This window comes from Cereibacter azotoformans, assembly GCF_021391315.1.
GTDB classification, from domain to species: Bacteria; Pseudomonadota; Alphaproteobacteria; order Rhodobacterales; family Rhodobacteraceae; genus Cereibacter_A; species Cereibacter_A azotoformans.
In genome coordinates, this window is sequence record NZ_CP090021.1 from 37,828 (window position 1) to 63,146 (window position 25,319).

The following is a 25,319-nucleotide window of genomic DNA, read 5'->3' on the forward strand; positions in this document are numbered from 1 at the left end:
TGTTCCGGTGTCAAGCGACCGGCCGGGCGTGGGTTCCCGCCGAGATCCCCATGCCGACCGCCCGGTGCCGGCGGAGGCGGGGGCTGTCTGCCCCCGGCCATCCCTGCGGGATGGCTCCCCCGAGGATATTTGGGCCAGAATGAAGGGCGCGGACAGGGGTTGCGGCCGGCCCGGCTGCCACATCACGGAATGTCAAAGGTGTCATCAGGAAATAGCGTTTGACGGGGGTTCGGGGCGCGGCGCAGGCTTCGCGCCCGCTCTCCAGCCTGCCCGGACCCTTCATGACCAAAGCTCCGATCTTCACGCCCGTCCTGATCTCGGGCTGCATCATCCTGATGCTCGGCTTCGCGATCCGCGCCAGCTTTGGTGTGTTTCAGATCCCCATCGCCGAAGAGTTCGGCTGGCTGCGCGCGGATTTCTCGATGGCGATCGCGATCCAGAACCTGGCCTGGGGCATCGGGCAGCCGATCTTCGGCATGCTGGCCGAGAAGTTCGGCGACCGGCGGGCGATCGTGGCCGGGGCCCTGATGTATGCGGCGGGGCTGGTGCTGTCGAGCTTTGCCGTGACGCCTCTCCAGCACCAGGTCCTCGAGGTTCTGGTGGGGTTCGGGATCGCGGGCACGGGCTTTGGCGTGATCCTGGCCGTGGTCGGCCGGGCCGCGGCTCCCGAGAACCGCTCGCTTGCGCTGGGCATCGCCACGGCGGCGGGATCGGCGGGGCAGGTGTTCGGGGCCCCCGTGGCCGAGATCCTGCTGGGCTTCTATTCGTGGCAGGTGGTGTTCCTGATCTTTGCGGCGGTGATCCTGCTGGCGCTGTTCGCGCTGCCCTTCATGCGCTCGCCGGTGACGGCCTCGAAGGCTGAACTGGAGGAATCGCTGGGGCAGGTGGTGCTGCGCGCCTTTCGCGACCCGTCCTACACGCTGATCTTCGTGGGCTTCTTTTCCTGCGGCTACCAGCTGGCCTTCATCACCGCCCACTTCCCGGCCTTCGTGACCGAGATGTGCGGGGCGATCGATCCGCGCGGGCCGCTGGCGGCGTTGGGGATTACCACGACCTCGGCCCTGGGGGCGGTGGCGATCTCGCTGATCGGGCTGGCCAACATCGTGGGCACGATCACGGCCGGCTGGCTCGGCAAACGCTATTCCAAGAAGTACCTGCTGGCGGCGATCTACACCGGCCGGACCATCGCCGCCGCGCTCTTCATCCTGCTGCCGATGACGCCCGCCACGGTGCTCGTCTTCTCGCTGTCGATGGGGGCGCTGTGGCTGGCGACGGTGCCCCTGACCAGCGGTCTCGTAGCCCACCTCTATGGGTTGCGCTACATGGGCACGCTCTACGGGTTCGTCTTCCTCAGCCACCAGCTCGGGAGTTTCATGGGGGTCTGGCTGGGCGGGCGGATGTACGACATGACGGGCGACTACACGCTGGTCTGGTGGATCGGGGTGGGCGTCGGCGCCTTCTCGGCCATCGTCCATCTGCCGATCCGCGAGAATCGCGCGCCGGCCCTGCAGCCGGCCTGAGAGGCGCCTTGCCCCGCATGGCGCCGCAGCGTGCCGGTTTCACGAAGCGCGAACGACATGGGCCCGAGGGGCAGGTCCTTGCCCCTGCCGCCGCGCCGGATATACCTCGGTCCGCCCTGGAGGAGACGTCATGCGCGCCGGAATTGCCTGCCTTGTGCTGGCCTATGTGCTGAGCCAGTTCTACCGCGCCTTCCTGGCGGTGCTGACGCCCGTCCTGAAGACCGAGCTGGGCGCGACGTCCGAGGATCTGGCGGCGGCCTCGGGCATCTGGTTCCTGGCCTTCGCGCTGATGCAGTTCCCGGTGGGCTGGGCGCTGGACCGTGTGGGGCCGCGGCTCACCTCGATGGTGCTGCTGGGGGCGGGCGGCGCGGGCGGCGCGCTGGTTTTCGGCATGGCCCAGGGGCCGGCGGCGATCCTCGCCGCGATGGCGCTGATCGGGATCGGCTGCTCGCCGGTGCTGATGGCCAGCTACTACATCTTTGCGCGCAGCTACAGCCCGGCGGTCTTCGGCACGCTTGCCGCCGCCGTGGTGGGGATCGGAAGCCTCGGCAACATCGCGGGGTCGGTTCCGCTCGCCTGGGCCGTCGAGGCCTTCGGCTGGCGCGAGACGCTGTTTGCGCTGGCGGGCGTGACCCTGGGGGTTGCGGGGGCCATCGGGCTTCTGGTGCGCGATCCGGGCCGCATCGAAGGGTCTGCGAACGGGTCGCTCTGGCAGCTTCTGCGGATGCCGGCGCTCTGGCCCGTGCTGATCATGATGGTCGTCTGCTATGCCCCGGCGGCGGGGCTGCGGGGGCTGTGGATCGGACCCTATTACGCCGATGTCTTCGGCGCCTCGGCGGTCGAGATCGGGCGGGCGACGCTGGTCATGGGGCTGGCCATGGTGGCGGGCAGCTTTGCCTACGGGCCACTCGACCGGCTGCTCGGCACGCGCAAGGGGCTGATCCTTGGCGGAAACCTGCTGGCGGCGCTGTGCCTGATCGCGCTCTGGATCTGGCCTGTGGCGGGCGGCTGGACGGGGCTGCTGCTCTTTGCGGGGATCGGGCTCTTTGGCGCCTCCTTCCCGATGGTGATCGCCCACGGGCGCGCCTTCGTGCCGCCGCATCTGATGGGGCGGGGGGTGACGCTGCTGAACTTCTTCGGGATCGCCTCGCCCGGGATCATGCAGTTCGCGACGGGCGCGGTGCACGGCGCGGTGGCGCCGGTGCCGCCCGAGGCGCCCTATGAGGCCCTCTTCCTCTTCTTCGCGCTCTTCATCCTGGCGGGCTGCGCCGTCTATGCCTTCAGCGGCGACCGGACGGACTGACTTCCCGTCCGGTGCGTCCTGCGCTAACCAGAGGCGCAGGGAGGAGACATGGCAGTGCAGCCCGAACGGATCGAGGTCATCGCGCCCAACCTCAAGCGCCGCCTGTCGGGGGTGACGGCCACCATCGCGCGGCTCGTGCCGGTGCAGGCGTCGATGATCGGCATCGTGGCGACGGGTCCGGGCCTGCCGGCCGGGATCCCGCACCTGCCCCTGTGGCGCCTGCCGTTCCTGCCGCGCGACCGCTGGCGCGTCTGGCACGCGCGGCGCAACACCGAGATGCTGATGGGCCTTTTGCTGCGGCATGTGCTGCGGCGCCGGCTGAAGCTGCTGTTCACCACGGCCTCGCAGCGGCGCCACACCGGCTACACACGCTGGCTGATCGGGCGGATGGATGCGCTGGTTGCCACCTCGCGGCGCTCGGCCTCGTATCTCGAGCGGCCGTGCGAGGTGATCCTGCACGGGATCGACACCGGAACCTTCCGGCCGGGAGACCGCGCCGAGGTGCGGGCGCGGCTGGGCCTGCCCGAGGCGGTGCTGGTGGGCTGCTACGGTCGCATCCGCGCCCAGAAGGGCACGGATGTCTTCGTGCGCGCCATGATGCGCCTCTTGCCGGACCGGCCGGGCGTGGCCGCGGTGGTGATGGGGCGCGCGGTGGGCGAGCATCAGGCCTTCCTCGATGGGCTCAAGGCCGAGGTTGCGCAGGCGGGGCTGGCCGAGCGCATCCTCTTCCGGCCGGAGGTGACGGTGGACCGGATGCCCGACTGGTATCGGGCGCTCGACCTCTATGTGGCGCCGCAGCGGTGGGAAGGGTTCGGTCTGACCCCGATCGAGGCGATGGCCTGCGGTGTGCCGGTCGTTGCGACCCGCGTCGGCGCCTTCGAGGAACTGCTGAGCGACGAGACCGGCCGCCTCGTGCCGCCGGGCGATCTGGAGACCATGGTGTCCGAGGTGGCGGCGCTGCTCGACGATGGCCCGCTGCGCGCCCGCATGGCCGAGGCCGCGCGCGCCCGCACCCTTGCAGGCTTCCGCATCGAGGACGAGGCGGCGGCGCTGGTCGCCCTTTACCGGAGGCTTCTTGCATGAACCGGCTGGCCTTCCTTCTGGCCCGGACCCTGCGGCGGGAGGCCGCCCTGTCGGCGCTGTCGCTGTCGGAAGAGGCGCTGCTGGCCCGCTTTGCCACCGAACGGATCGCGCTGGTGGGCAACGCGCGGAGCCTCACCGGCGCCTCCTTTGGCGACGAGATCGACGCGGCCGACCTCGTGATCCGGCTGAACCGGGCGCCGATGCCCTCCACGCAGAGCCACGGGACCCGGACGGATGCGCTGGCGCTGGCCACCTCGCTCCCGCGCGAGGCGCTGGAGGGGCTGGCCCCGCATCTGACGCTGTGGATGTCGCACAAGCGCAAGCGGCTGCCGTGGCATGTGGCGAGCCGGAGGGGGTTCTACCTGCACCCCTTGAGCGATTACGGCCACCTCCGGCGCCGCCTGGGGGCACCGCCCTCGACCGGGTTGATGATGATCGACCTGCTGGCACGGAGCCGTGCCGCCTCGGTCACGCTCTACGGGTTCGACTTCTTCGCAAGCCTCTCGCTGACGGGCAGCCGGACGGCGGCGCAGGTGCCCCACGATTTCGCGGCCGAGGGGCGCTTCGTGCAGGCGCTGCTCGAGACCGATCCGCGCTTTGCGCTGCGCAGGCCCGAGGGCTGAGGCCAGGTTGGCGCATCCCTTGCGCCGCAAGCCCGCCCGGCCCGAATTTGCTTCCCCCCTGACCCCGCTTGCGCTATGGGGGCGCGTCATTCCGACATGAGAAGGGGTCCCCGATGGGCTACAGGGTCGTCGTCGCGGGTGCCACGGGCAACGTGGGCCGTGAAATGCTGAACATCCTCGCCGAGCGCGAGTTTCCGGTGGATGAGATTGCCGCTCTCGCGAGCCGCAAGTCGCTCGGCACCGAGGTGAGCTTTGGCGACAAGACCCTGACGACCAAGGACCTCGACACGTTCGACTTCACCGGCTGGGACATCGCGCTGTTCGCCGTGGGCTCGGAGGCGACGAAAGTCTATGCGCCCAAGGCCGCGGCCGCCGGCTGCGTGGTGATCGACAACTCGTCGCTCTACCGCTACGACCCGCAGGTGCCGCTGATCGTGCCCGAGGTGAACGCCGACGCGATCGAGGGCTACAAGGCCAAGAACATCATCGCGAACCCCAACTGCTCGACCGCGCAGATGGTGGTGGCGCTGAAGCCGCTGCACGACCGGGCGAGGATCAAGCGCGTGGTGGTCTCGACCTACCAGTCCGTCTCCGGCGCGGGCAAGGCCGGTATCGACGAGCTGTGGAACCAGACCAAGGGCATCTATGTCCCCGGTCAGGAGGTCGCGCCCGAGAAATTCACCAAGCAGATCGCCTTCAACGTGATCCCCCACATCGACAGCTTCATGGAGGACGGCTCCACCAAGGAAGAGTGGAAGATGGTGGCCGAGACGAAGAAGATCCTCGACCCCAAGGTGAAGGTCACGGCGACCTGCGTCCGCGTGCCGGTGTTCGTGGGCCATTCCGAGTCGATCAACATCGAGTTCGAGGACTTCCTCGACGAGGAGGAGGCCCGGGACATCCTGCGCGAGGCTCCGGGTGTTCTGGTGGTCGACAAGCGCGAGGCCGGCGGCTACATTACGCCCGTGGAATGCGTGGGCGATTATGCCACCTACATCAGCCGCATCCGGCAGGATTCGACGCTCGACAACGGCCTGAACCTCTGGTGCGTGTCGGACAACCTGCGCAAGGGGGCCGCGCTGAACGCGGTGCAGATCGCCGAGGTGCTGGGCAACCGTTGCCTGAAGAAGGGGTGAACGCATGGTGCGAGCGGGTTGGCGGGCAGCGGCGGTTCTGGCTCTCGTCCTCCTCGCTCCTGCCGCCTCCGGCGAGGAGCGGCGGTCCTACAGCCTCTTCGCCGGCATCCTGACCGACAACACCTGGGAAGACTACTTCCTGACGCCGTGGGAGACCGATCCGCAGGATCCCGGCTTCCTCGGCGTCGCCCTGACCCAGCCGCTGGGGCGCGGCTTCGAGACCCGCTTCGGCGAGATCCGCTGGGAGGTGGAGTTCCAGATCGTCCGCCACGCCGGGGTGCAGTCGAATTGGGAATTCAACCTTCCCGTCACCGCCCGGCTGGTCCCCGAGGAGCCGCTGCTCGGTCTCTTCGACACGGCGGCCTTCGGGATCGGCCCCTCGCTGGCCGACAAGCCCCCCGCGCTTGAAAAGATGCGCGGAGGCGAGGCGCAGAAGGCTCAGGTCTACTGGTTCGCCGAAGTCGAGCACCGGTCGCGAAGCCGCGACTGCTGCAGCCTGTTCGCCCGCATCCATCACCGATCGGACGCCTACGGCGCGATCGGTGAGGGCGGGTCGTCGAACGGACTGGTGCTGGGGCTGCGCTCGTCCTTCTGACGCCGCAGTCCGGGTCTTACACCTGAATGAAGCCCTGACCGGGCATGTATTGCTCGAGCGAGCCGTCGCCGATGTGGGTCCAGAGCGCGTGGAGGGTCAGCACTTCCTGCTCGACCGCCTCGCGCACGAAGGGAAAGCTCATCAGGTTGCCGATGCTGACCAGAACGGCCTCCTTCTCCAGCGCGGTGATCCGCTGGTCTTCGGGCAGGTCCTTCACCCGCTCGTAGCCGGGGCGCAGGATGTCCATCCACCGGCCGACGAAGCTCGAGGTTTCCTCGAGCTGCGGCGCCGCCCCCGAGCACATGTCGTGGCATCCCTTGACGCCGCCGCAGTTCGAATGGCCCAGCACCACGATATGCGCGACCTTGAGCGCGGTGACCGCATATTCCACCGCGGCCGAGGTGCCATGCTGCTGCCCGTCGGGGCGGTAGGGCGGCACGAGATTGGCGATGTTGCGGTGGATGAAGAACTCGCCCTCGTCCGCGCCGAAGATCGAGGTCACATGCACGCGCGAGTCGCAGCACGAGATCACCATGGCGCGCGGATGCTGCCCGCTTTCGGACAGTCGGCGATACCAGGCCTTGTTGTCGGCAAAGGTGGTCGCGCGCCAGCCGTGGAAGCGCTGGACAAGGTAGTTCGGAAGCGGCCTCGCATTGTGCATCGCATCGTCCTCAGTCGGGTCCACGCGACTGAATAGGGGGCGGCCCCGGAAAATTCGAGGGATTTCTTCAGCGCACCGCAACCTTTTGTTCAGCAGTCGGCTGCAGGTTGGGACCGGGTGTGAAACTGGGGGTAGGTGTGATGACCTGCATGATAACGGCCTTGCGGCCGGTGGATCGCGTGCGACAGGACGCAGAGCCGATTGCCGCCATGTATCGGGACATGGGCACGAAAGCGGCAGAGCAGGTGGTCAATCGGGCTCTGGGAGAGCTTGCCCTGACCATCGCGACCCTCTCGCAGCAGGTGAAGAACCGCGATCTGGTCGATCTTCCGCGCCGCCTGCGGCGGCTGCAACGCATGTCCGAGAACCTCGGGATGGTGAGCCTGGGGCTCGTTGCGGCGGATGCGCGCAGCGTGTTCGAGACCGGGGACACCACCGCCTTTGCCGCGATCTGGGCCCGGTTGCTCAGGGTGGCGGAACGCTCGCTCGCCTCCGACAAGGACCTGCTCGACCAGAGCCTCTAGGCGCCGGGACTTGCGGGTGGCGCTGGAACGGCTAGGCTCGGCGCGATTGCCCTGCCTGGTGGAACGCACCCATGTCCCTCGCCTTCGCTGATCCCGCCGCGGCCTCGCGCCCGGTCCATGTCGTTGCGTCCGACGCATTCGCCGCATGGCTCGCCGCCCGGCCCGAGCCGGTCCGCATGTGGCTGTCGGAGACCGGCTTCGAGGCGGGACTGGGTGAGGTGCGGCTGCTGCCCGCGCCCGATGGCACGATCGCTGCGGCCGTTCTGGGTTCGGGCACCGCAAGGGCCCGTGCGCGCAGCCGCTTCGGACTTGCCCGCGGCCTGTCGGCATTGCCCGCAGGCGACTGGCACCTCGAGGGGGATCTCTCGCCCGAGGCCGCCGATGAGGCCGTCCTCGGCTGGCTCCTCTCCACCTACGCCTTCACGCGCTATCGCAGCAGCAGCACTCCGCCCAAGGCGCGGCTCAAGCTGCCCGAGGGTTGCGACGGCGCGCGGCTTCTCGCCATGGCCGAGGCCGAGATGCTGACCCGTGACCTGATCAACACGCCCGCGTCCGACCTCGGACCGCAGGAGCTTGAAGCGGCCTTCCTCGCGCTCGGCGATCGCTTCGGGGCGGAATCCGTGGTGATCCGCGGCGACAGGCTGCTCGAGCGGAACCTGCCGATGATCCACGCCGTCGGCCGCGCCTCTCCGCGCGAACCCCGGCTGATGGAACTGCGCTGGGGCGAGCGCGGGCCGCGCGTGACGCTGGTGGGCAAGGGCGTCTGCTTCGATACGGGTGGGCTCGACATCAAGCCCTCAGCCGGCATGCTTCTGATGAAGAAGGACATGGGCGGGGCCGCGACCGTCATGGGGCTTGCGCAGATGATCATGGCGCTCGACCTGCCCGTGCGGTTGCGCGTGCTGGTGCCAGCGGTGGAAAATGCCATATCCGGCACTGCGATGCGGCCGCGGGACATCCTGACCTCGCGCAAGGGGCTGACGGTCGAGGTGAACAACACCGACGCCGAGGGGCGGCTGATCCTCGCCGATGCTTTGGCGCTGGCCGACGAGGAGGAGGCTGACCTCATCGTCTCGATGGCGACGCTGACGGGCGCGGCGCGGGTGGCGGTCGGTCCCGATCTCGCGCCCTTCTACACCGACGACGACGGTCTGGCCGCCGCGCTGCAGGCGGCCGCCGGCCCGGCCTGCGATCCGGTCTGGCGCCTGCCCTTCTGGGACCCCTACGAGCCGCTGATCGAGCCCGGCATCGCCGATCTCGACAATGCCCCTTCGGGCGGTTTTGCGGGCTCGATCACCGCGGCGCTCTTCCTGCGCCGCTTCGTCGAGAATCCGCGTTACATGCATTTCGACATCTACGGCCACACACCGTCCGATGCGCCGGCGCGGCCGAAGGGCGGGGTGGGGCAGGGCGCGCGGGCGATCCTCACTGCCCTGCCGCAGATGCTGGGCCTGTGATGGACCGCCGGACGACGCCCTACAGCGGCGAGGTGGCCCATGTCGCGCTGAAGGGGCAGGTGGCGGCCGCGCGTTTCACCGAAGGAGAGCCTGCGCAGGTGGGGATCCCGCTGGTCGATCTGCTGGCGCATCCCGAGGGTCCGCGGGACCGACAGCTCCTGCTGGGCGAGAGGTTTCTCGTGATCGACCGGCGCGAGGGTCATGCCTTCGGCCGCGCCGACAGGGACGGCTACTGCGGCTGGCTGCCCGAGGCGGCGCTGGCCGCGCCCGAGACAGCCACGCACCACGTTGCCGTTCCCGCCAGCCATCTCTACCCCGAGCCGCGGGTGCAGGCGCACGAGATCGGGGCCCTCAGCTTCGGTGCGCGGCTGACGGTCATTGGCGAAGCGCGAAATTTCTTCGAAACGACATTTGGTTGGGTGCCGGCGCGACATCTGTGGCCGGTGGATCGGCTCCATTCCGACCCGGTGGCGGTGGCGCGGCTGTTCCACGGCACGCCCTATCTCTGGGGCGGAAACAGCCGGGCCGGGATCGACTGCTCGGGTCTGGCGCAGGCGGCGCTGCTGGCCTGCGGGATCGAGTGCCCGGGCGACAGCGACCTGCAGCAGGCGGTCGGCTCCGAGGTCACGGGCGAGTTGCAGGCGGGCGACCTTCTGTTCTGGAAGGGCCATGTCGCCCTGGCCATCGACGCGCGGCGGATGATCCATGCCACGGGCTATGTGATGGGTGTGATCGAGGAAGAGATCGAGGCTGCCATTGCCCGGATCGCCGCGGCGGGAGAGGGGCCGGTTCTGGCCCGCCGCAGGCCCTGAAGCGCGCGGGCGACGCTATCCGTCCGATGCTTCGGGCAGGGTCTCGCGCAGCCAGTCGGGCTCGAACGTGACCTGATCGCAGCCCGCGAACTGGGCCAGCCGGTCGAGTTCGGCCCCGAGCCGCCCCAAGCGGCGCGAGCCGAGCCGCACCCCCGCCTCGGGCCAGAGCGCGCGTATGCGCAGGCCGCCGCTCTCGCGGTGGGCGCGCATGTCGATCCGGCCGATCAGCCGGTCGCCCTCGAGGATCGGGAAGACGTAATAGCCGTAGGTGCGCTTGGCCTCGGGGACGAAGACCTCGATCCGGTAGCGGAAGCCGAACAGCCGCTCGGCGCGGGCGCGGTCGCGCAGCACCGGATCGAAGGGCGAGAGGATGCGCAGGCGGGGCGTGGGATCGGGAGCGGCCTCGGCCAGTGCGGCGAGACCCGGGCGGGCATAGCTGCGGCGAAGGCTGCCGTCCGCTCCCTCGATTCGGACCTCGACGATCTCGCCGCGCGCCAGCGCGTCGTGGCACCAGGCCTGCGCCTCGGCCGGGGTCGCCGCGGCCCAGAAGGCGGCCAGTTCGCCCGAGGTGGCGAAGCCCAGCCGGTCCAGCGCCTCGGAGCAGGCCCAGTGGATCGTGGCCGCATCGCCCGGGTCCATGCCAAGGACGTCGGCCGGAATCACGCGCGAGGACAGATCATAGACCTTTCGGAACGAGTCGCGGCGCGTGATCGACAGCTCGCCCACCCGCCACAGATATTCGAGCGCCGCCTTCGACGGGTGCCAGTCCCACCAGCCGCCGGTGCCGCGCTGCTCTTCCTCGCCCACCTCGGCGGCCGAGACCGGCCCGCCCTCGGCGATCCGCGCAAGGACCGTCTCGAACTGTTCCTCGAAACCCTCGCGCTGCCAGCCGCGCCAGCGGGCGAGCAGGCGCGGCCGGTCGCGCCGGAAGCGGTGGTGCCAGAAGGGGAAGAAACGGGTGGGGATCACCGAAGCGTCATGGGTCCAGTGCTCGAACAGGTGCCGCTGCGCGAGCAGCCGGTCGAGCGCCTCGGGCCGGTAAGCCTGCCGGCGCGCGAAGAGGATCATGTGGTGCGCGCGGGCGACGGTCGAGATGCTGTCGATCTGCACGAAGCCCAGCCGGTCGATCAGCGCCAGCAGCGCCTCGCCCTTGGCCGGGCCGGTCGGCGGCTCGGCAAGGGCGTGAAGATGCAGGAACAGCCGGCGCGCAAGCGGATTGGAGAGGATCACGGCCGCCGGCCCGGTCAGAGGCCGGTTTCGGCGGCGATCTGGGCCCGGCTCTTGCGGGCGCGCTCGGTCGCGGACTTGAGCTGGCCGCAGGCCGCCATGATGTCCTCGCCGCGCGGGGTGCGGATCGGCGAGGCATAGCCCGCCTTGTAGATGATGTCGGCGAAGGCCGCGATCCGCTCGGGCGTCGAGCGGCGGTAGGGCGCGCCCGGCCACTCGTTGAAGGGGATCAGGTTGATCTTGGAGGGGATGCCCGAGATCAGCTTGACCAGCCGCCGCGCGTCAGCGTCGCTGTCGTTGATCCCGTCGAGCATGACATATTCGAAGGTGATCCGCTCGGAGTTCGACAGCCGCGGATAGTCGCGCAGGCTGTCGAGAAGCGTGCGGATGTTCCAGCGTTTGTTGATCGGAACGAGAATGTCGCGCACCTCATCGGTCGTGGCGTGGAACGAGATGGCAAGCTGGCAGCCGATCTCTTCGGCCGTGCGCGCGATCTCGGGCACGACGCCCGAGGTCGAGAGCGTGATCCGCCGACGCGAGAGCGAGAGGCCCTCGCCGTCCATCACCACCTTCATCGCGTTGCGAACATTCTCGAAATTGTAGAGAGGCTCGCCCATGCCCATCAGCACGAGGTTCGACACAAGCCGCGTCTCGTCCTTGGGTGCGCCCCGCTCGGGCCATTCGCCGAGATCGTCGCGCACGAGCATGAGCTGGCCCACGATCTCGCCCGCCGTCAGGTTGCGCACCAGCTTCTGCGTGCCGGTGTGGCAGAAGGAGCAGGTCAGCGTGCAGCCCACCTGAGAGGAAACGCAGAGCGTGCCGCGGCCTTCCTCGGGGATATAGACGGTCTCGACCTCGTGCCCGCCCGCGATCCGGATGAGATATTTCCGCGTGCCGTCCGCCGAGATCTGCCGGGTCACCACCTCGGGCAGGACGATGGCGAAATGCTCGGCCAGCAGCGCGCGGTAGTCCTTGGCGAGGTTCGTCATCTGCGCAAAGTCGCGCACGCCCCAGTGATAGACCCACTGCCAGACCTGTCCCATGCGCATCCGGGCCTGCCGCTCGGGCGTGCCGGCGGCGAGGAGGGCCGCCATCAGTTCTTCGCGCGTGAGGCCCACGATGTTGAGCGGGCCGCCCTCGGGCAGCTTGCGCGGAAGGGTCATTACGTCCTGGGTGATCGGAGCGGTGGCGGTCATGGCAATGCCTCGGGAAGCGGGAAGCGCCTGATATAGGGGATTCGGCGCTGAAACGGAACCCGCCGCGCGACATGACGAAGCCCCGGCACTGGCCGGGGCTCGACAGGGCCGCATCGCAGCCGTGCTTACTTGCAGCGCGTCTCGGCGTCGGACATGGCCGCCGTGAAGCCCGAGAGCGAGAAAGTGTCCTTGGTCTGGGTGCCGCGGGCCGAGCGGGCCGTGAGAACGGCCGTGCTGCCGCGCTTCATCGAGGCGAGCAGCGACGCATCATCCTGCGGATTGGCCGGCCAGGCCCACTCGCCGTCGGTGAACAACTCGTAGGTGGTGCCGCCGATATTGACATTGACAGTCGATCCCGGGGCGAAGGGATAGCCGCCGGTGAAGGAGACCTCGCCCTTCGCGCCAGAGCCGGGGCGATAGGTCACGAACAGCAGGATGTCGCCGCGCCGCACCGAGACGGCCTTGCCGTCCCGCGTCGCCTCGGTCTGCTTCGGCATCGAGACGCCCCAGCATTCCTTGGGCGAATTCTCGGCGAACACGCTCCAGTCCGTCTTGGTCGCAACCAGATTGTTGGAAGTCTGCGCGGCCGCACCCGTCGCGAGACCGGCGAGCACAATCGCCGCCGCCGGAAGCAGGCGCCCCATCGTGGTTCTCATGTCGTTACAGCCTCCAGCTGCCAGTGCCTCTGCCCGCTCTACGCCGCCTTGAGGCGACCTTTTCCAGTAGCGCAGGCCGTTTCAACCCGATAACGCTTCATAGCGCAAGCATCGGGCCGGTAAAAAGCCCCCTTGGGCACAAAATCGCGCAGCTGTGAGAGGAGCCATGACAGGTCCCGTGAAGATGGTCGAACTCTGGCGCGGCGGCCTGCTCGAAAGCTGGCATGTCGGTCATGCGGCGGTTTGGAGCGCGGATGCGGGCCTGATCGAGCATTGGGGCGAGCCGGAGACGGTGATCTTCCCCCGCTCGTCCTGCAAGATGCTGCAGGCGCTGCCCCTGCTGGAGAGCGGCGCGGGCGAGGGTCTGTCGTCCGAGCGTCTGGCGCTGGCCTGTGCGAGCCATCAGGGGTCGGAGCGTCACACCCGTCAGGTCGGACGCTGGCTCTCGGAGCTGGGACTGGGTGAGGGCGACCTGCGGTGCGGGGCCCACATGCCCGCCGACGTGGCCGAGCGTGACCGGCTGGTCCGGGCGCATGAGGCGCCGTGCCAGCTTCACAACAACTGCTCGGGCAAACATGCCGGGTTCCTGATGCTCTCGCAGCGTCTGAAGGCCGGGCCGGAGTATGTCGAGATCGACCATCCGGTGCAGCGTGCGGTGCGCGCCGCCTTCGAGGAGGTGACGGGCGAGGAGAGCCCGGGCTTCGGGATTGACGGCTGCTCGGCGCCGAACTTTGCCACCACGGTTGCGGGGCTGGCGCGGGCGATGGCCTTCTTTGCCGCGGCCTCCGCGGGCGGCGGTGCGCGTGAGAGGGCGGCCGCGCGGCTGGTCGAGGCCATGATCGCCCATCCCGATCTGGTCGCCGGAGAGGGACGCGCCTGCACCGAGCTGATGCGCGCGATGCGCGGGCGGGCCGCGATCAAGACTGGCGCCGAGGCGGTCTTTGTCGCCATCGTGCCGGAAAAGCGGCTGGGAATCGCGCTGAAGATCGTCGATGGCGCGACCCGCGCCTCCGAGGCCGCCATTGCGGCGCTTCTGGTGCGGCATGGGATGCTGGACGCCGGGCATCCGGCCACGCTCAAGCGGCTGAACGCGGTGCAGAGCAACTGGCGCGGCATCGAGACCGGGATCATCCGCAAGGCCGAGGGCTTTGCCTGAGTCCGGGCGCCGCGACCCAGGGCAATGGGCCGACGGAAGCCCCGGCAGAGCGGGGCTTCCGCGGGTCTCTTATGCCGGGCCGGCGGCAGACAGGGGACAGCTTGTGCCGCCGCCGGGTGTCCGGTCACTCGCTACGTGACGGGAAGTTGCCGCAGGAATGCGGCCGCGCAACGGTCGATCCGGGGCGTTTTTCGGGCGCTCTCGCGGCCGCCCGGCAGGAGGTGTCCGGATAGCCGCGCGGTGGCGGGCAAGCGGGCTTGCCATGCCTCGCCGATTGCGTCAGCCTCGTGACATGACCGTGCAGCCGCCGAACCCGTTCGCTTCGCACCTCCCCGATCAGGTGAGCTTCGACCGGCACGAGCTGGGGCGGATCCTGGCCCTCTATGGCCGCATGGTGGCGCTGGGCGAGTGGCGCGACTACGGCATCTCGCATCTGCGCGACGTGGCGGTCTTCTCGATCTTCCGGCGCACGGCCGAGAATGCCCTTTATCGGATTGAGAAAAGGCCCCGGTTGCGCGGGCGGCAGGGCATGTATGCGGTGGTCGGCATGGATGGCCAGATCCTCCGGCGCGGCCAGGATCTGGCGCAGGTGCTGCGCGTGCTGGAGAGAAAGTTGATCCGGCCGGTGGAGTGACGCGGCGGGAGGGCCGTCACTCCCATTCGTCCAGAGCGTCCAGCGCCTCGTCCGCGGTCTCGACAAAGCGGAAATGCCGCAGATCCTCGGGGGAGATGGTCCCGATCTCGGCCAGCGCCTGCCAGTTGATGATCTTCTCCCAGAAATCGCGCCCGAAGAGCAGGAACGGGATCGGTTTCATCCGCTTGGTCTGGATCAGCGTCAGACTCTCGAACATCTCGTCAAGCGTGCCGAAGCCGCCCGGAAAGACCACGACCGCGCGGGCGCGCATCAGGAAATGCATCTTGCGCACCGCGAAATAGTGGAAGTTGAACGACAGGTCCGGCGTCACATAGGCGTTCGGCGCCTGTTCGTGCGGCAGCACGATGTTCAGCCCGATGGACTGGCCGCCCGCCTCATGCGCGCCGAGGTTCCCCGCCTCCATCACGCCGGGCCCGCCGCCCGTGACGATCACGAGTTCGCGGCCGTAGGTTTCCATGCTGCGCTCTGTCACGGCGCGGGCGAATTTCCGCGCTTCCTCGTAGTAGGGTGCCAGCGAGGCCAGCCCTTCGGTCGTGCTGTCCTTCCGCTCGGGCGAGGGGATGCGGGCGCCCCCGAACATGACGACCGTCGAGACGATCCCACGCTCGTCCATCACGATCTGCGGTTTCATCAGCTCAAGCTGAAGGCGCACGGGACGCAACTCGTCCCGCATGAGAAATTCCGGGTCCGCGAAGGCGAGCCGGTAGGCGGGCGCGCGGCTTTGCGGCGTGTCCGGCACGCGATGGGCGGTTTCCATGTCCTGCGAACTGTCGCGGAACGGGTGGCGGCGGTCGTCTTTCATGATGATCCTTCGGCGCATTGCGGCGAATGGGGCCAGCCTTTATAGGCTTCGGGGGTAAAGAACCACGAAAAAGGGTGATCCGCATGTCGTATTCCGCGCTCGAAGCCGCCATCGAAGCCGCCTGGGAGGCGCGCGACACGATCACCCCCGCCACCAAGGGCGAGGCGCGCGACGCCGTCGAGGCGACGCTCGAGGCGCTCGACAAGGGCAGTCTGCGGGTCGCCGAAAAGCGCGGCGCCGACTGGCATGTGAACCAGTGGGCCAAGAAGGCGGTGCTGCTCGGCTTCCGGCTGAAGGACATGGACGTGCAGACGGGCGGCCCGCAGGGCGGCACCTGGTGGGACAAGGTGGACAGCAAGTTCGCCCAGTGGGGCGAGGCGCAGTGGAAGGCCGCGGGCTTCCGCGCGGTGCCGAACTGTATCGTCCGCCGCTCGGCCTATATCGCCAAGGGCGTGGTGCTGATGCCTTCGTTCGTGAACCTCGGCGCCTATGTCGATGAAGGCACGATGGTGGACACCTGGGCCACCGTCGGCTCCTGCGCGCAGATCGGCAAGAACGTGCATCTCTCGGGCGGCGTGGGCATCGGCGGCGTGCTGGAACCGATGCAGGCGGGGCCGACGATCATCGAGGACAACTGCTTCATCGGCGCCCGCTCGGAGGTGGTCGAGGGCTGCATCGTCCGCGAAGGCTCGGTGCTGGGCATGGGGGTCTTCATCGGCAAGTCGACGAAGATCGTGGACCGCGAGACCGGCGAGGTCATGTATGGCGAGGTCCCGGCCGGTTCGGTCGTCGTCGCGGGCTCGATGCCGTCGAAGGGCGGGGTGAACCTCTATTGCGCGGTGATCGTGAAGCGCGTCGATGCGCAGACGCGGTCGAAGACCTCGATCAACGAGCTGTTGCGCGACTGATCCGGCGGGCGGACGCAGGAGGTGGCGCCCTTGCGCGGGCCGCCGTTTCCTGCGAACCCGTGCCGGAGACCAAGGGAGGGACGCCCATGGCGGACGAGAAGAAGCCGAAGCGGCCGCAGCAGGTCTATACGCTGGTGATCGAGGTCGGCCGCTGTGAGGGGGACGGGCTTCCGAAGGATGCCACCGGCGCGGCCCTCATCTGCTACGCCAGCGGCGTGGACGAGGCCGAGGCCGTGCGCGAGACGGTGGCGCTGCTCAAGACCGCCGAGATGGCGCCGCTGGATGTGTCGGGCTACGGCACGCTTGAAGAGCGGCTCGCCAATGGCGACGAGATCGACGAGGAAGAGCGCGCGCTGATGCAGAGGGCGCTTGCCGAGAATTCGGTCGTCGTGGCGCAGGTGACGCCCTTCTACGACTGACCCGTTTGCGGATCGCCCCGACGGCGGCGACCGCACCGATCTGCCCGGAGACCCAGATGCCCCTCGATCCCGTCGCGCTGACCGCCGACCTCGTCCGCTGCCCCTCGGTGACGCCCGAGGAGGGCGGGGCGCTCGTCCTGCTCGAGCGGATCCTGACCGAGGCGGGTTTCGACTGCCGGCGGGTGGACCGGAACGGCGTGCCGAACCTCTTTGCGCGCTGGGGGCGCAAGGGCGCCAACCGGACCTTCGGCTTCAACGGCCATACGGATGTGGTGCCGGTGGGCGATGCCGCCGCCTGGACCCGCGACCCGTTCGGCGGCGAGATCGCGGACGGCTGGCTCTGGGGGCGGGGCGCCACCGACATGAAGTCGGGCGTTGCGGCCTTCGTGGCGGCGGCGGTGGATTTCGTTCAGGAGACACCGCCCGACGGGGCCGTGATCCTGACGATCACCGGCGACGAGGAGGGCGACTCGGTGGACGGGACGACGGCCCTTCTCGACTGGATGGCGACCGAGGGCGAGGCGATGACGGTCTGCCTCGTGGGGGAACCGACCTGCCCCGAGCGGCTGGGCGAGATGATGAAGATTGGCCGCCGCGGCTCGATGACGGCTTTTTTCACCGCACGCGGGGTGCAGGGTCATTCGGCCTATCCGCAGCGGGCGAAGAACCCGGTTTCGGCGATGGCGCGGCTGATCGACCGACTCTCCTCGCACGAACTGGACAAGGGCACCGAGCATTTCGATCCCTCCACGCTTGCCGTGACCACCATCGACACCGGCAACCCGGCCACCAACGTGATCCCGGCGCTCTGCCGGGCCACGGTGAATATCCGTTTCAACGACCGGCACAGCGGCGCCAGCCTGATCCGCTGGCTTGAGCAGGAGGCCGCGGAGGTGGCGGCGGAGACCGGGGTCGAGATCGGCCTCAGCGCGAAGATCTCGGGCGAGAGCTTCCTGACGCCGCCGGGCGAGCTTTCGGAGCTTGTGGCCCGTGCGGTCGAGGCCGAGACCGGCCTCCGGCCCGAGCCCTCGACCTCGGGGGGCACCTCGGACGCGCGCTTCGTGCGCGCCCATTGCCCGGTGGTGGAGTTCGGCCTCGTCGGCAAGACCATGCATCAGGTCGATGAGCGGGTCGAGGTGGCGCAGATCGAACCGCTCAAGGCCATCTACAAGCGCATCCTGAAAGATTATTTCACATGAAGATCGAACGCACGCGTGACGTCGATGCCTGCCGGGCGCTGCGGCGGGCGGTCTTCATCGAGGAGCAGGGCGTGTCCGAGGCCGACGAGATCGACGATCTGGACGGTGAGGCGATCCATCTGCTGGCCACCGACGACGGCCGGGCGGTCGGCACCGCGCGCCTGCTGATCCGGGGCGAGACCGGCAAGATCGGCCGGGTCTGCGTGCTGGCCGAATGCCGGGGCAGGGGCGTCGGCGCGGCCCTGATCCGTGCCGCGGTGGCCGAACTTGGGCAAGAGCCGGGCCTCCGCCAGCTCAGGCTCGGGTCGCAGACCCACGCCATGGGGTTCTACGCCAAGCTGGGCTTCCGGCCGGTGGGCCAGGATTATCTCGACGCGGGCATCCCCCACCGCGACATGGTGCTGGACCTCTGAGGCTTTGCGGATGACGAGTCCCGCGGCCCGTGCTAGGCCAGAACGATGGACCAATTGCCCTCCAAAGCCCAGATCCTCGACTGGATCGCCCAGAACCCCGCCCTTTCCGCGAAGCGCGACATTGCCCGCGCCTTCGGCATCAAGGGCAGTGCCGCGCGCATCGAGCTGAAGCGCCTCCTGCGCGAGATGGAGGCGGATGGCGCGCTGGAAAAACGCAAGCGCAGCTTCGCCCCGCAAGGCGCCCTGCCGCCGGTCTCGGTGCTCGAGATCACGGGCCCGGACGCCGAGGGCGACCTCTTCGCCCGGCCGCTGGAATGGGACGCCGAGGGCGAGCCGCCCCGCATCCTCTTCGTGCCCAAGAAGGGCGATCCCGCGATGGCGCAGGGCGAGCGCATCCTCGCCCGGCTGACCGAGGTCGAGGGCGAGGAGCACAGCCACGAGGCGCGGCTGATCCGGCGGCTCGGGGGCGCGAAGCCACGGATCCTCGGCATCTTCCGGGCGAGTGCGGATGGCGGGCGGATCCTGCCGATCGACAAGGGTGAGGACAAGGAATGGCGCGTGGCGCGCGACGGCGCGGCGGGGGCCCGTGACGGCGAACTGGTCGAGGCCGAGCAGGTCGGGCCGCGCCGTCTCGGCCTGCCGCTGGCCCGCGTGACGTCCCGGCTGGGCGATCCGGCGGGTCCGCGCGCGGTGTCGCTGATCGCCATTCATCAGCACGGCATCCCCGACAGCTTCCCCGACGCCGTGCTGGCCGAGGCCGAGGCTGCGGGCCCCGCGCCGATGGGCGAGCGCGAGGATCTGCGCCACCTGCCCTTCGTCACCATCGATCCGGTCGATGCGCGCGACCGGGACGATGCGGTGCTGGCCGAGCCCGACCCCGATCCGCAGAATCCGGGCGGCCATGTCGTCTGGGTGGCCATCGCCGATGTGGCCCACTACGTCCGTCCCGGTTCGGCGCTCGACCGCGAGGCGCGCGAGCGCGGCAACTCCACCTACTTCCCCGACCGCGTCGTGCCGATGCTGCCGGATGCGCTGTCGGGCGATCTCTGTTCGCTGCACGAGGAGGTGGACCGGCCCTGCATGGCCGTGCGGATGCGGCTTTCGGCGCAGGGCGAGAAGATCTCTCACCGCTTCACGCGGGGCATGATGCGCTCGCGCGCAAGCCTGAACTACGCGCAGGTGCAGAAGGCGCAGGACGGCCAGCCCGACGAGGCGACGGCGCCGCTCCTGGAGACCATCATCCGGCCGCTCTACGAGGCCTACCGGGCGCTCAAGCACGCCCGCGCGGTGCGCCAGCCGCTCGACCTCGACCTGCCCGAGCGCAGGATCGAGCTGTCGGAGGACGGGCGTGTGCTGTCGGTGGCCTTCCGCGAGCGGTTCGACGCCCATCGGCTGATCGAGGAATTCATGGTGCTGGCGAACGTCGCGGCCGCCGAGGAACTGACGCGCCTGCGCCGGCCGCTGCTGTTCCGCGTCCATGAGGAGCCGTCGCCCGACAAGCTCGAGGCGCTGCGCGAGGTGGCCGAGGCCTCCGGCTTCACGCTGGCCAAGGGGCAGGTGCTGAAGACCGCGCATCTGAACCGGCTTCTGGCTCAGGCCGAGGGCACCGAGTTCGACGAGCTGCTGAACATCACCACGCTGCGCTCGATGACCCAAGCCTATTATCATGCCGAGAACTTCGGCCACTTCGGTCTGGCGCTGCGCAGCTATGCGCATTTCACCTCGCCAATCCGTCGCTATTCGGATCTGATCGTGCATCGGGCGCTGATCCTTGCGCATGGCTGGGGCGATGACGGGCTGTCGGCCCAGGACATCGAGATGCTGGAAGAGACGGCCAAGCAGATCTCGGACACCGAGCGGCGCAGCATGGCGGCCGAGCGGGATACGACCGACCGCTACCTCGCCTCCTGGCTCTCGGACCGGGTGGGGGCGGAATTCGCCGGTCGGATCTCGGGGGTGCAGCGGTTCGGCCTGTTCGTGAAACTCGACGAGAGCGGGGCCGACGGTCTCATCCCGATCCGGTCCGTGGGGCGCGAGTTCTTCCATTTCGATCCCGAGAGCCAGACCCTGATGGGCGCGGATACGGGAACCGTCCTGGGCATCGGGCAGCGGGTGACGGTGCGCCTTGCGGAAGCCGTGCCGCTGACGGGGGGGCTGACGCTGGAACTTCTGACGGTCGAGGATCGGGGGTTGCCCGCCCCCAAGCGGCGGCGTGGCCGGTCGGCGCCCCGCAAGCCCGCCCGTGACGCGGCAAGGGCCGGGAAGGCGAAGCGCCGGGTGTTGCGCACGCGGCGGTGACGGGCCGCGCCACGGCCAGGGCGGGGGGCTGTCTGCCCCCCGCGCCCCCCGAGGATATTTTTCCAGAGTGAGAGGAGGGAGTTGCGCCGGATCCGGCGGTTGCCGGCATCGGGGCATGGGCTTGCGCTTTTCGGGTGGGGCGTTTCGCGCTAGGGTTGCCAAAACGACAAGAGCGAGGGCAGGGATGGGGCAGATGGTGCGGAAACTTCTTCTCGGACTGGGTCTGGTGGTGGCGGCTTCGCCCGTGGTGGCGGATCCGGCGGCAGGGTCGCAGCGGCCGGTGGCGCGCGGGGAGGTGACGGTGACCGAGGCGGAACGGGAGGCGCAGGCCGGGCTTGAAGGGTGGATCGTCGAGTTCCGCCCGCGGGCGCTGGCGGCGGGGATCCGGCCCGAGACCCTGGCCGCGGCCTTCCGGGGCGTGCGCTACGACGCCGAGGCCGTGGCGCGCGACCGCAACCAGGCCGAGTTCAACCGGACACTCTGGGATTATCTCGACTCAGCCGTCTCGGAGGTGCGGATCGCCAACGGGCGGGCGGCGCTGGTGCGGCACGGGGCGCTGCTCGAGCGGATCGAGGCGCGCTACGGCGTGCCGAAGGAGATCGTGGTGGCGGTCTGGGGGATGGAGACCTCCTACGGGACGCGGCGCGGCGATCATCCGCTGGTGGGGGCGCTGGCGACGCTGGCCCATGACGGGCGGCGCGCCGCCTTCTTCGAGGAGCAGCTGATCGCGGCGCTGAAGATCCTCGACAGTGGCGACGTGCGTCCCGAGGCGATGACCGGAAGCTGGGCGGGGGCGATGGGGCATACCCAGTTCATGCCGACCTCCTACCTTGCCCATGCGGTGGATTTCACCGGCGACGGGCGGCGCAACATCTGGTCGGAGGATCCGTCGGATGCGCTGGCGTCGACGGCGGCCTATCTGGCCGGTTCGGGCTGGCGGACGGGCGAGCCGTGGGGCGTCGAGGTGCGGCTGCCCCCGGGCTTCGACTTCGCGCGGAGCGGCAAGGCCTTGCGCCAGCCTGTCGGGCAGTGGCAGGCACTCGGCCTCCGCCGGCCCGATGGCGCACCGCTGCCGGCGGGCGAGGCCGCGCTTCTCTTGCCGGCCGGGGCGCAGGGGGCGGCCTTCCTGATCTATCCGAACTTCCGCGCGATCTCGCGCTACAATCCGGCCGATGCCTATGTGATCGGCGTGGGCCATCTTGCCGACCGGCTGAAGGGCGGGCCTGCCTTCACGGGCGGCTGGCCGCGGGGCGACCGGGCGCTGGCTGCGGCCGAGAGGACCGAGCTGCAACGGCTGCTGACGGCGGCGGGCTTCGACACGGGCGGTGCGGACGGGATGATCGGGCCGAACACGCTCGCGGCCCTTCGGGCCTGGCAGGCGGCGCGGGGTCTCGTCGCCGACGGCTATGCCAACGAGGCGATCCTGAACCGGCTGCGCGAGGGGGCCTGAGCCGAAGGGCCGGCACGGAGGGCCAGCCCCTGACAGTAAATGTTGAAAAAGCTCCTTTGATTGGCCGCACTGCGGCCAATCTTGCCTTTGAGACAACGCTTGACCGATATCCGAATGGGAGAAGACTGGTGTCGAGCGTTTCGAAGATATCTTCGGGAACATTGTCAGCGCCACTGGAACGGAGAATGCCGTATCCGGTGGCGGGGATCGACCTGAACTTCTGCCGCAATCCGGCCTGCGCCGAGTATGGCATATTACCGGACCCGTTCAAGCGCCCCAATGGTTCCGAACCAGCTCTGCCCGGAGTTCCTCGTGGTGCCGTTTCCGGCAAGAAGCACGAGGAGTATTACCAGTGCGACAGTTGCGGGACAACCCATCGGTTGAAGAACAACCGCGCAGTTGCCGAGGAGGTCGAGCGGCTGCGGAGAATCCGTTCGACTGACCCATCCGCTCCTGCCTGTCGCAACACCGACTGCGCGAACCACGGCCTTTCGATCGCTGCCCATCCCGGGATGTATCAGCGCTTCGGCAAGACGAAGGGCGGGGATGCGCGTTGGCGTTGCAAAGGCTGCGGCAAGACCTTCTCGGTCGGAAAGCCTGCTCGGAGGCACAAGCGCTCCGACAAGAACCGCCTCGTCCTGGATATGCTCTGCAATGACCTGTCGTTCGCCAAGATGTCCAGGATCTCTGGCCTCGCCTATCGCGACATCTACCGGCGGGTCGATTTCTACTTCGAACGGGTTCAGGGTTTCGTTGCCCGGCGAGAGGACTTCGGTCGTATCGACTTTCGCGATGCGGGTTCCAGGTTTGCCCCCGACAGCCAGGCCCTGACGATCAACTGGCCCAGCCGGAAGCGTCGCTTCCCTGTGGTGTTTCAGCATCTTTGCACCGCGCACGCTCGCTCCGGCTTCATCATGGAAGCGTCATTCCAGCTGGACCCGGCGGTCTCGCCCAAGGAAGCCGAGGCACAGGCTGCGGCAGCTGCGGAAGACCATATCTCGACAGCATACCGCGACCACGCCCGCATCTGGACGAAATCCGAGTTTGATGCGCATCTGGTTCGCTTGGCCAAGGCGGCCGGCCTTGCAGAGGTCGAGGAATACGGATTACCGGCGACGGGCTCGATGTTGCGCTACGACATCATGCAGATTGCCCACGCGCTCCGTCTGTGTGAGCATATTGGCGAGGGGGAGGTGCCGCTGATCTTCGTGATTGATGGCGACGCGGGGCTGAAGCTCGCTTTTCAGGCTGTCTTCCAACCCGAGATTTGTGCCGGCCGCGCCCATCTGGCAGTCATCGACTTCGACAAGGCGATGACGAACGACAAGAGGAACTCGGTTGTCGCCGAGGGTCGTGAAGACCTCTGTAGATCAACCGGCCTCAGCCCCGCGGAACTGAACCTGATCCCGTCCGAGTTCTACGCCAAGATCGTCGATGCCGAGATCGCGACCCGGCTCGCAGGCACGCCCATCGGCGGCTGGTTCTCCGATCCTTTCTCGACCAAGAGCGAGCCCAACAAGCGCGTTCTCCTGCTGACAGATGGCCGAGGCTGTGTGGAAACTCCCGGCCTGACGTTCGTTAGGAACGGCCCTGCGCCCTGTAGGGTGGGATTTCCGGCAAGCGGATCTGGGGGATGGTTCGGCGGCGGCAGGAGCCGCGTGGGGCTCCTCGTTGCAAATAGCGGCGCTCGTTTCCGCCGATCAGCCGGGAATCGCCTCCATCAGGCGCCGGGCACCGATCAACGAGATCATCCGCTTCATGTTGTAGGCCAGCACGTTCAGCGCCATCTCCGTCCGGACGTTCTTCAGACGCCGCGTCAGGAAATGGGTCGTGCCCATCCAGGCCTTGAGGGTGCCGAAAACATGCTCGACCGTGCAGCGCCGGAGCGTCATCGGGTCGGGATCGCGGGCGCGGCGTTCCCGCATCGCGTCGATCAGGTGCTCGTGCTCCCAACGGGTGATCCGCCGCTCCGTGCCGCTCGTGCAGCGGCGCTGGATGGGACAGGTCTGGCAGTCGTTGATCCAGTATCGGCGGACCTGCAGGCCGCCTTCCTCGCGGGTGCCGCGGTAGGTCAACCCGTTGCCAGCCGGGCAGGTGTAGATGTCGCGCGCCGGGTCGTAGAGAAAGTCCGTCTTCACGAACATGCCCTTGGCCTCGTTGCCGGAGGTCATGGGCCGCGGCACGGTCGTGGTGATGCCGGCCTCATGGCAGGCGAGGATCTCGGTGCCGCTGAAATAGCCCTTGTCGGCGATTGCGTGCAGGTCGTCGTGACCAAGAGCCTCCCTGGCCGCCGTCGCCATCGGGCTCAGCTGGTCGCGGTCGAAGCCGTGGTTGGTGACATCATGGGTGACAATCAGGTGCGTCTCGGCATCGACCGCGCACTGCGCGTTGTATCCGACCAGGCCGCTGTTCCTGGCACTGGTCGCCATCGCACGGGCATCAGGATCAGTCAGCGAGATCTGCCCGTCCGGTGCGTCGGCCAAGGCCTTGTCCATCGCCTTCAGCCGCTCGATTTCCCGCCGGATGCGGCCGTAGCGGCGGGCGAGATGGGCAACCTTCTCCGCCCGCGCCTCTCCCTCCTCCTGCCGGTCGATCCGGACCATCTCATTGATGCAGCGCGCGACATCCGCTTCGAGATGGGTCAGCCGGCTGGCGATCTTGCCCTTGGTGAAGTTCCTGTCGCGGTTGTTGACCGCCTTGAACTTGCTTCCGTCGATGGCGACGCAGTCGCCCTTCAGCACGCCGATCCGGCGGCAGAGTTCGACGAACTGCGCGCAGGTCTTGCGGATGGCAGCTGCATTGTCGCGCCGGAAGTCGGCGATGGTCTTGTGGTCGGGCACCAGCTTGCCGGTCAGCCACATCACCTCGACGTTGCGGCCGGCCTCCCGGCCAGTCGGCGGCTCGACGGGATGCGGTTCAGGTACCCGTAGATGAACAGCTTGAGCAGCACGGCCGGGTGATACCCCGGCCGACCCGTGCGTGCCGCAGCCGATCGGACGAAGCCGAGTTCCGCCAGATCCAGTTCGTCAACGAAGAGATCGACGACGCGCACAAGGGCATCCTCGCTGATCCAATCCTCAAGCCGATCCGGAAACAGCACCGTCTGGCTGCGCTCGGCGCCCTCGATGAAACCTGCCATCCCGAACCCCTCCGACCTCAGAAAGTCTACCACAGGTAGGGGTTTCCACACAGCCTCGTCCCAAACCTGACCATCGAGGAGACGGCG

23 protein-coding genes and 1 pseudogene are annotated in these 25,319 nt (G+C 68.6%); 17 read left to right on the forward strand and 7 right to left on the reverse strand.

Features of this window, described 5'->3' with window-relative positions; all coding sequences use genetic code 11:
• The first annotated feature begins 281 nt into the window (after positions 1-281).
• The 6 genes from LV780_RS00145 (at position 282) to LV780_RS00170 (ending at position 6,260) form a co-directional block, all read left to right on the forward strand.
• Positions 282-1,520, forward strand: a complete 1,239-nt coding sequence (locus tag LV780_RS00145; RefSeq protein WP_108222185.1) for an MFS transporter — start codon at positions 282-284, stop codon at positions 1,518-1,520.
• Between the two features lie 130 nt (positions 1,521-1,650).
• Positions 1,651-2,823, forward strand: a complete 1,173-nt coding sequence (locus LV780_RS00150) for an MFS transporter (RefSeq protein ID WP_108222187.1) — start codon at positions 1,651-1,653, stop codon at positions 2,821-2,823.
• Positions 2,824-2,871: 48 nt separating this feature from the next.
• A complete protein-coding gene (locus LV780_RS00155) occupies positions 2,872-3,906 on the forward strand; it encodes a glycosyltransferase family 4 protein (RefSeq protein ID WP_108222188.1) in 1,035 nt (344 codons plus the stop codon).
• Complete coding sequence (locus tag LV780_RS00160) at positions 3,903-4,529, forward strand: glycosyltransferase family 29 protein (RefSeq protein ID WP_108222190.1); 627 nt, start codon at positions 3,903-3,905, stop codon at positions 4,527-4,529. The genes LV780_RS00155 and LV780_RS00160 overlap by 4 nt, the downstream gene beginning before the upstream one ends.
• A 113-nt stretch (positions 4,530-4,642) precedes the next feature.
• Positions 4,643-5,665, forward strand: coding sequence for an aspartate-semialdehyde dehydrogenase (locus tag LV780_RS00165; RefSeq protein ID WP_011907104.1), 1,023 nt, complete (start codon positions 4,643-4,645; stop codon positions 5,663-5,665).
• Positions 5,666-5,669: 4 nt separating this feature from the next.
• Entirely contained in the window at positions 5,670-6,260 is a 591-nt protein-coding gene (locus LV780_RS00170) for a hypothetical protein (protein WP_108222192.1), read from the forward strand.
• 16 nt (positions 6,261-6,276) lie between these two features.
• On the opposite strand, the gene LV780_RS00175 is transcribed toward LV780_RS00170, so the two are convergent.
• On the reverse strand, positions 6,277-6,921 hold the full coding sequence (locus tag LV780_RS00175) for a carbonic anhydrase (protein ID WP_108222194.1): 645 nt from the start codon (positions 6,919-6,921) through the stop codon (positions 6,277-6,279).
• A gap of 140 nt (positions 6,922-7,061) precedes the next feature.
• On the opposite strand from LV780_RS00175, the gene LV780_RS00180 reads away from it, so the two are divergent.
• From LV780_RS00180 to LV780_RS00190, 3 genes are all read left to right on the forward strand, one after another.
• Positions 7,062-7,445, forward strand: a complete 384-nt coding sequence (locus LV780_RS00180; protein WP_044247606.1) for a hypothetical protein — start codon at positions 7,062-7,064, stop codon at positions 7,443-7,445.
• Between the two features lie 71 nt (positions 7,446-7,516).
• Positions 7,517-8,902: a leucyl aminopeptidase family protein gene (locus LV780_RS00185; RefSeq protein ID WP_108222196.1), complete on the forward strand. Its 1,386-nt coding sequence runs from the start codon at positions 7,517-7,519 to the stop codon at positions 8,900-8,902.
• The gene (locus LV780_RS00190) at positions 8,902-9,714 is read left to right on the forward strand and encodes a C40 family peptidase (RefSeq protein WP_108222198.1); all 813 of its coding nucleotides are present in this window, start codon (positions 8,902-8,904) and stop codon (positions 9,712-9,714) included. Before LV780_RS00185 ends, LV780_RS00190 begins: the two co-directional genes overlap by 1 nt.
• Before the next feature lie 15 nt (positions 9,715-9,729).
• Here LV780_RS00190 and LV780_RS00195 read toward each other — a convergent pair whose 3' ends face one another.
• The 3 genes from LV780_RS00195 to LV780_RS00205 all read right to left on the reverse strand — a co-directional run bounded on the left by LV780_RS00195 (position 9,730) and on the right by LV780_RS00205 (position 12,793).
• A complete protein-coding gene (locus LV780_RS00195; RefSeq protein WP_108222200.1) occupies positions 9,730-10,944 on the reverse strand; it encodes a winged helix-turn-helix domain-containing protein in 1,215 nt (404 codons plus the stop codon).
• 14 nt (positions 10,945-10,958) lie between these two features.
• Complete coding sequence (rlmN, locus tag LV780_RS00200; protein ID WP_108222202.1) at positions 10,959-12,137, reverse strand: 23S rRNA (adenine(2503)-C(2))-methyltransferase RlmN; 1,179 nt, start codon at positions 12,135-12,137, stop codon at positions 10,959-10,961.
• Positions 12,138-12,262: 125 nt separating this feature from the next.
• Positions 12,263-12,793, reverse strand: a complete 531-nt coding sequence (locus LV780_RS00205; protein WP_101341050.1) for an invasion associated locus B family protein — start codon at positions 12,791-12,793, stop codon at positions 12,263-12,265.
• A gap of 166 nt (positions 12,794-12,959) precedes the next feature.
• On the opposite strand from LV780_RS00205, the gene LV780_RS00210 reads away from it, so the two are divergent.
• Positions 12,960-13,949, forward strand: coding sequence for an asparaginase (locus tag LV780_RS00210; protein ID WP_108222203.1), 990 nt, complete (start codon positions 12,960-12,962; stop codon positions 13,947-13,949).
• 292 nt (positions 13,950-14,241) lie between these two features.
• Positions 14,242-14,583 (forward strand): DUF2794 domain-containing protein, encoded by a 342-nt coding sequence (locus LV780_RS00215; RefSeq protein ID WP_108222206.1) that lies wholly within the window; start codon positions 14,242-14,244, stop codon positions 14,581-14,583.
• Positions 14,584-14,599: 16 nt separating this feature from the next.
• On the opposite strand, the gene LV780_RS00220 is transcribed toward LV780_RS00215, so the two are convergent.
• The gene (locus tag LV780_RS00220) at positions 14,600-15,406 is read right to left on the reverse strand and encodes an LOG family protein (RefSeq protein WP_108222208.1); all 807 of its coding nucleotides are present in this window, start codon (positions 15,404-15,406) and stop codon (positions 14,600-14,602) included.
• 83 nt (positions 15,407-15,489) lie between these two features.
• On the opposite strand from LV780_RS00220, the gene dapD reads away from it, so the two are divergent.
• The 6 genes from dapD (at position 15,490) to LV780_RS00250 (ending at position 22,093) form a co-directional block, all read left to right on the forward strand.
• On the forward strand, positions 15,490-16,314 hold the full coding sequence (gene dapD / locus LV780_RS00225; RefSeq protein WP_011907116.1) for a 2,3,4,5-tetrahydropyridine-2,6-dicarboxylate N-succinyltransferase: 825 nt from the start codon (positions 15,490-15,492) through the stop codon (positions 16,312-16,314).
• A gap of 86 nt (positions 16,315-16,400) precedes the next feature.
• Positions 16,401-16,733, forward strand: a complete 333-nt coding sequence (locus LV780_RS00230) for a hypothetical protein (RefSeq protein ID WP_011907117.1) — start codon at positions 16,401-16,403, stop codon at positions 16,731-16,733.
• 56 nt (positions 16,734-16,789) lie between these two features.
• Positions 16,790-17,932 (forward strand): succinyl-diaminopimelate desuccinylase, encoded by a 1,143-nt coding sequence (gene dapE / locus LV780_RS00235; protein WP_108222216.1) that lies wholly within the window; start codon positions 16,790-16,792, stop codon positions 17,930-17,932.
• Complete coding sequence (locus LV780_RS00240) at positions 17,929-18,345, forward strand: GNAT family N-acetyltransferase (protein WP_108222210.1); 417 nt, start codon at positions 17,929-17,931, stop codon at positions 18,343-18,345. Before dapE ends, LV780_RS00240 begins: the two co-directional genes overlap by 4 nt.
• Before the next feature lie 45 nt (positions 18,346-18,390).
• Positions 18,391-20,643, forward strand: a complete 2,253-nt coding sequence (rnr, locus tag LV780_RS00245; protein ID WP_117344866.1) for a ribonuclease R — start codon at positions 18,391-18,393, stop codon at positions 20,641-20,643.
• Positions 20,644-20,839: 196 nt separating this feature from the next.
• Entirely contained in the window at positions 20,840-22,093 is a 1,254-nt protein-coding gene (locus tag LV780_RS00250) for a lytic murein transglycosylase (RefSeq protein WP_108222218.1), read from the forward strand.
• 254 nt (positions 22,094-22,347) lie between these two features.
• Here the strand turns inward: LV780_RS00250 and LV780_RS00255 are convergent, their stop codons facing one another.
• Positions 22,348-22,974 (reverse strand): hypothetical protein, encoded by a 627-nt coding sequence (locus LV780_RS00255; protein WP_146172320.1) that lies wholly within the window; start codon positions 22,972-22,974, stop codon positions 22,348-22,350.
• 819 nt (positions 22,975-23,793) lie between these two features.
• Positions 23,794-25,232 (reverse strand): annotated as a pseudogene (locus LV780_RS00260) (IS1182 family transposase).
• Between the last annotated feature and the right edge of the window lie 87 nt (positions 25,233-25,319).

Coding starts and splice junctions, on each gene's coding strand:
- LV780_RS00145 (WP_108222185.1), top strand. CDS start 282: ATGACCAAAGCTCCGATCTTCACGCCCGTCCTGATCTCGGGCTGCATC.
- LV780_RS00150 (WP_108222187.1), top strand. CDS start 1,651: ATGCGCGCCGGAATTGCCTGCCTTGTGCTGGCCTATGTGCTGAGCCAG.
- LV780_RS00155 (WP_108222188.1), top strand. CDS start 2,872: ATGGCAGTGCAGCCCGAACGGATCGAGGTCATCGCGCCCAACCTCAAG.
- LV780_RS00160 (WP_108222190.1), top strand. CDS start 3,903: ATGAACCGGCTGGCCTTCCTTCTGGCCCGGACCCTGCGGCGGGAGGCC.
- LV780_RS00165 (WP_011907104.1), top strand. CDS start 4,643: ATGGGCTACAGGGTCGTCGTCGCGGGTGCCACGGGCAACGTGGGCCGT.
- LV780_RS00170 (WP_108222192.1), top strand. CDS start 5,670: ATGGTGCGAGCGGGTTGGCGGGCAGCGGCGGTTCTGGCTCTCGTCCTC.
- LV780_RS00175 (WP_108222194.1), bottom strand. CDS start 6,921: ATGCACAATGCGAGGCCGCTTCCGAACTACCTTGTCCAGCGCTTCCAC.
- LV780_RS00180 (WP_044247606.1), top strand. CDS start 7,062: ATGACCTGCATGATAACGGCCTTGCGGCCGGTGGATCGCGTGCGACAG.
- LV780_RS00185 (WP_108222196.1), top strand. CDS start 7,517: ATGTCCCTCGCCTTCGCTGATCCCGCCGCGGCCTCGCGCCCGGTCCAT.
- LV780_RS00190 (WP_108222198.1), top strand. CDS start 8,902: ATGGACCGCCGGACGACGCCCTACAGCGGCGAGGTGGCCCATGTCGCG.
- rlmN (WP_108222202.1), bottom strand. CDS start 12,137: ATGACCGCCACCGCTCCGATCACCCAGGACGTAATGACCCTTCCGCGC.
- LV780_RS00205 (WP_101341050.1), bottom strand. CDS start 12,793: ATGAGAACCACGATGGGGCGCCTGCTTCCGGCGGCGGCGATTGTGCTC.
- LV780_RS00210 (WP_108222203.1), top strand. CDS start 12,960: ATGACAGGTCCCGTGAAGATGGTCGAACTCTGGCGCGGCGGCCTGCTC.
- LV780_RS00215 (WP_108222206.1), top strand. CDS start 14,242: ATGACCGTGCAGCCGCCGAACCCGTTCGCTTCGCACCTCCCCGATCAG.
- LV780_RS00220 (WP_108222208.1), bottom strand. CDS start 15,406: ATGAAAGACGACCGCCGCCACCCGTTCCGCGACAGTTCGCAGGACATG.
- dapD (WP_011907116.1), top strand. CDS start 15,490: ATGTCGTATTCCGCGCTCGAAGCCGCCATCGAAGCCGCCTGGGAGGCG.
- LV780_RS00230 (WP_011907117.1), top strand. CDS start 16,401: ATGGCGGACGAGAAGAAGCCGAAGCGGCCGCAGCAGGTCTATACGCTG.
- dapE (WP_108222216.1), top strand. CDS start 16,790: ATGCCCCTCGATCCCGTCGCGCTGACCGCCGACCTCGTCCGCTGCCCC.
- LV780_RS00240 (WP_108222210.1), top strand. CDS start 17,929: ATGAAGATCGAACGCACGCGTGACGTCGATGCCTGCCGGGCGCTGCGG.
- rnr (WP_117344866.1), top strand. CDS start 18,391: ATGGACCAATTGCCCTCCAAAGCCCAGATCCTCGACTGGATCGCCCAG.
- LV780_RS00255 (WP_146172320.1), bottom strand. CDS start 22,974: ATGCTGAAACACCACAGGGAAGCGACGCTTCCGGCTGGGCCAGTTGAT.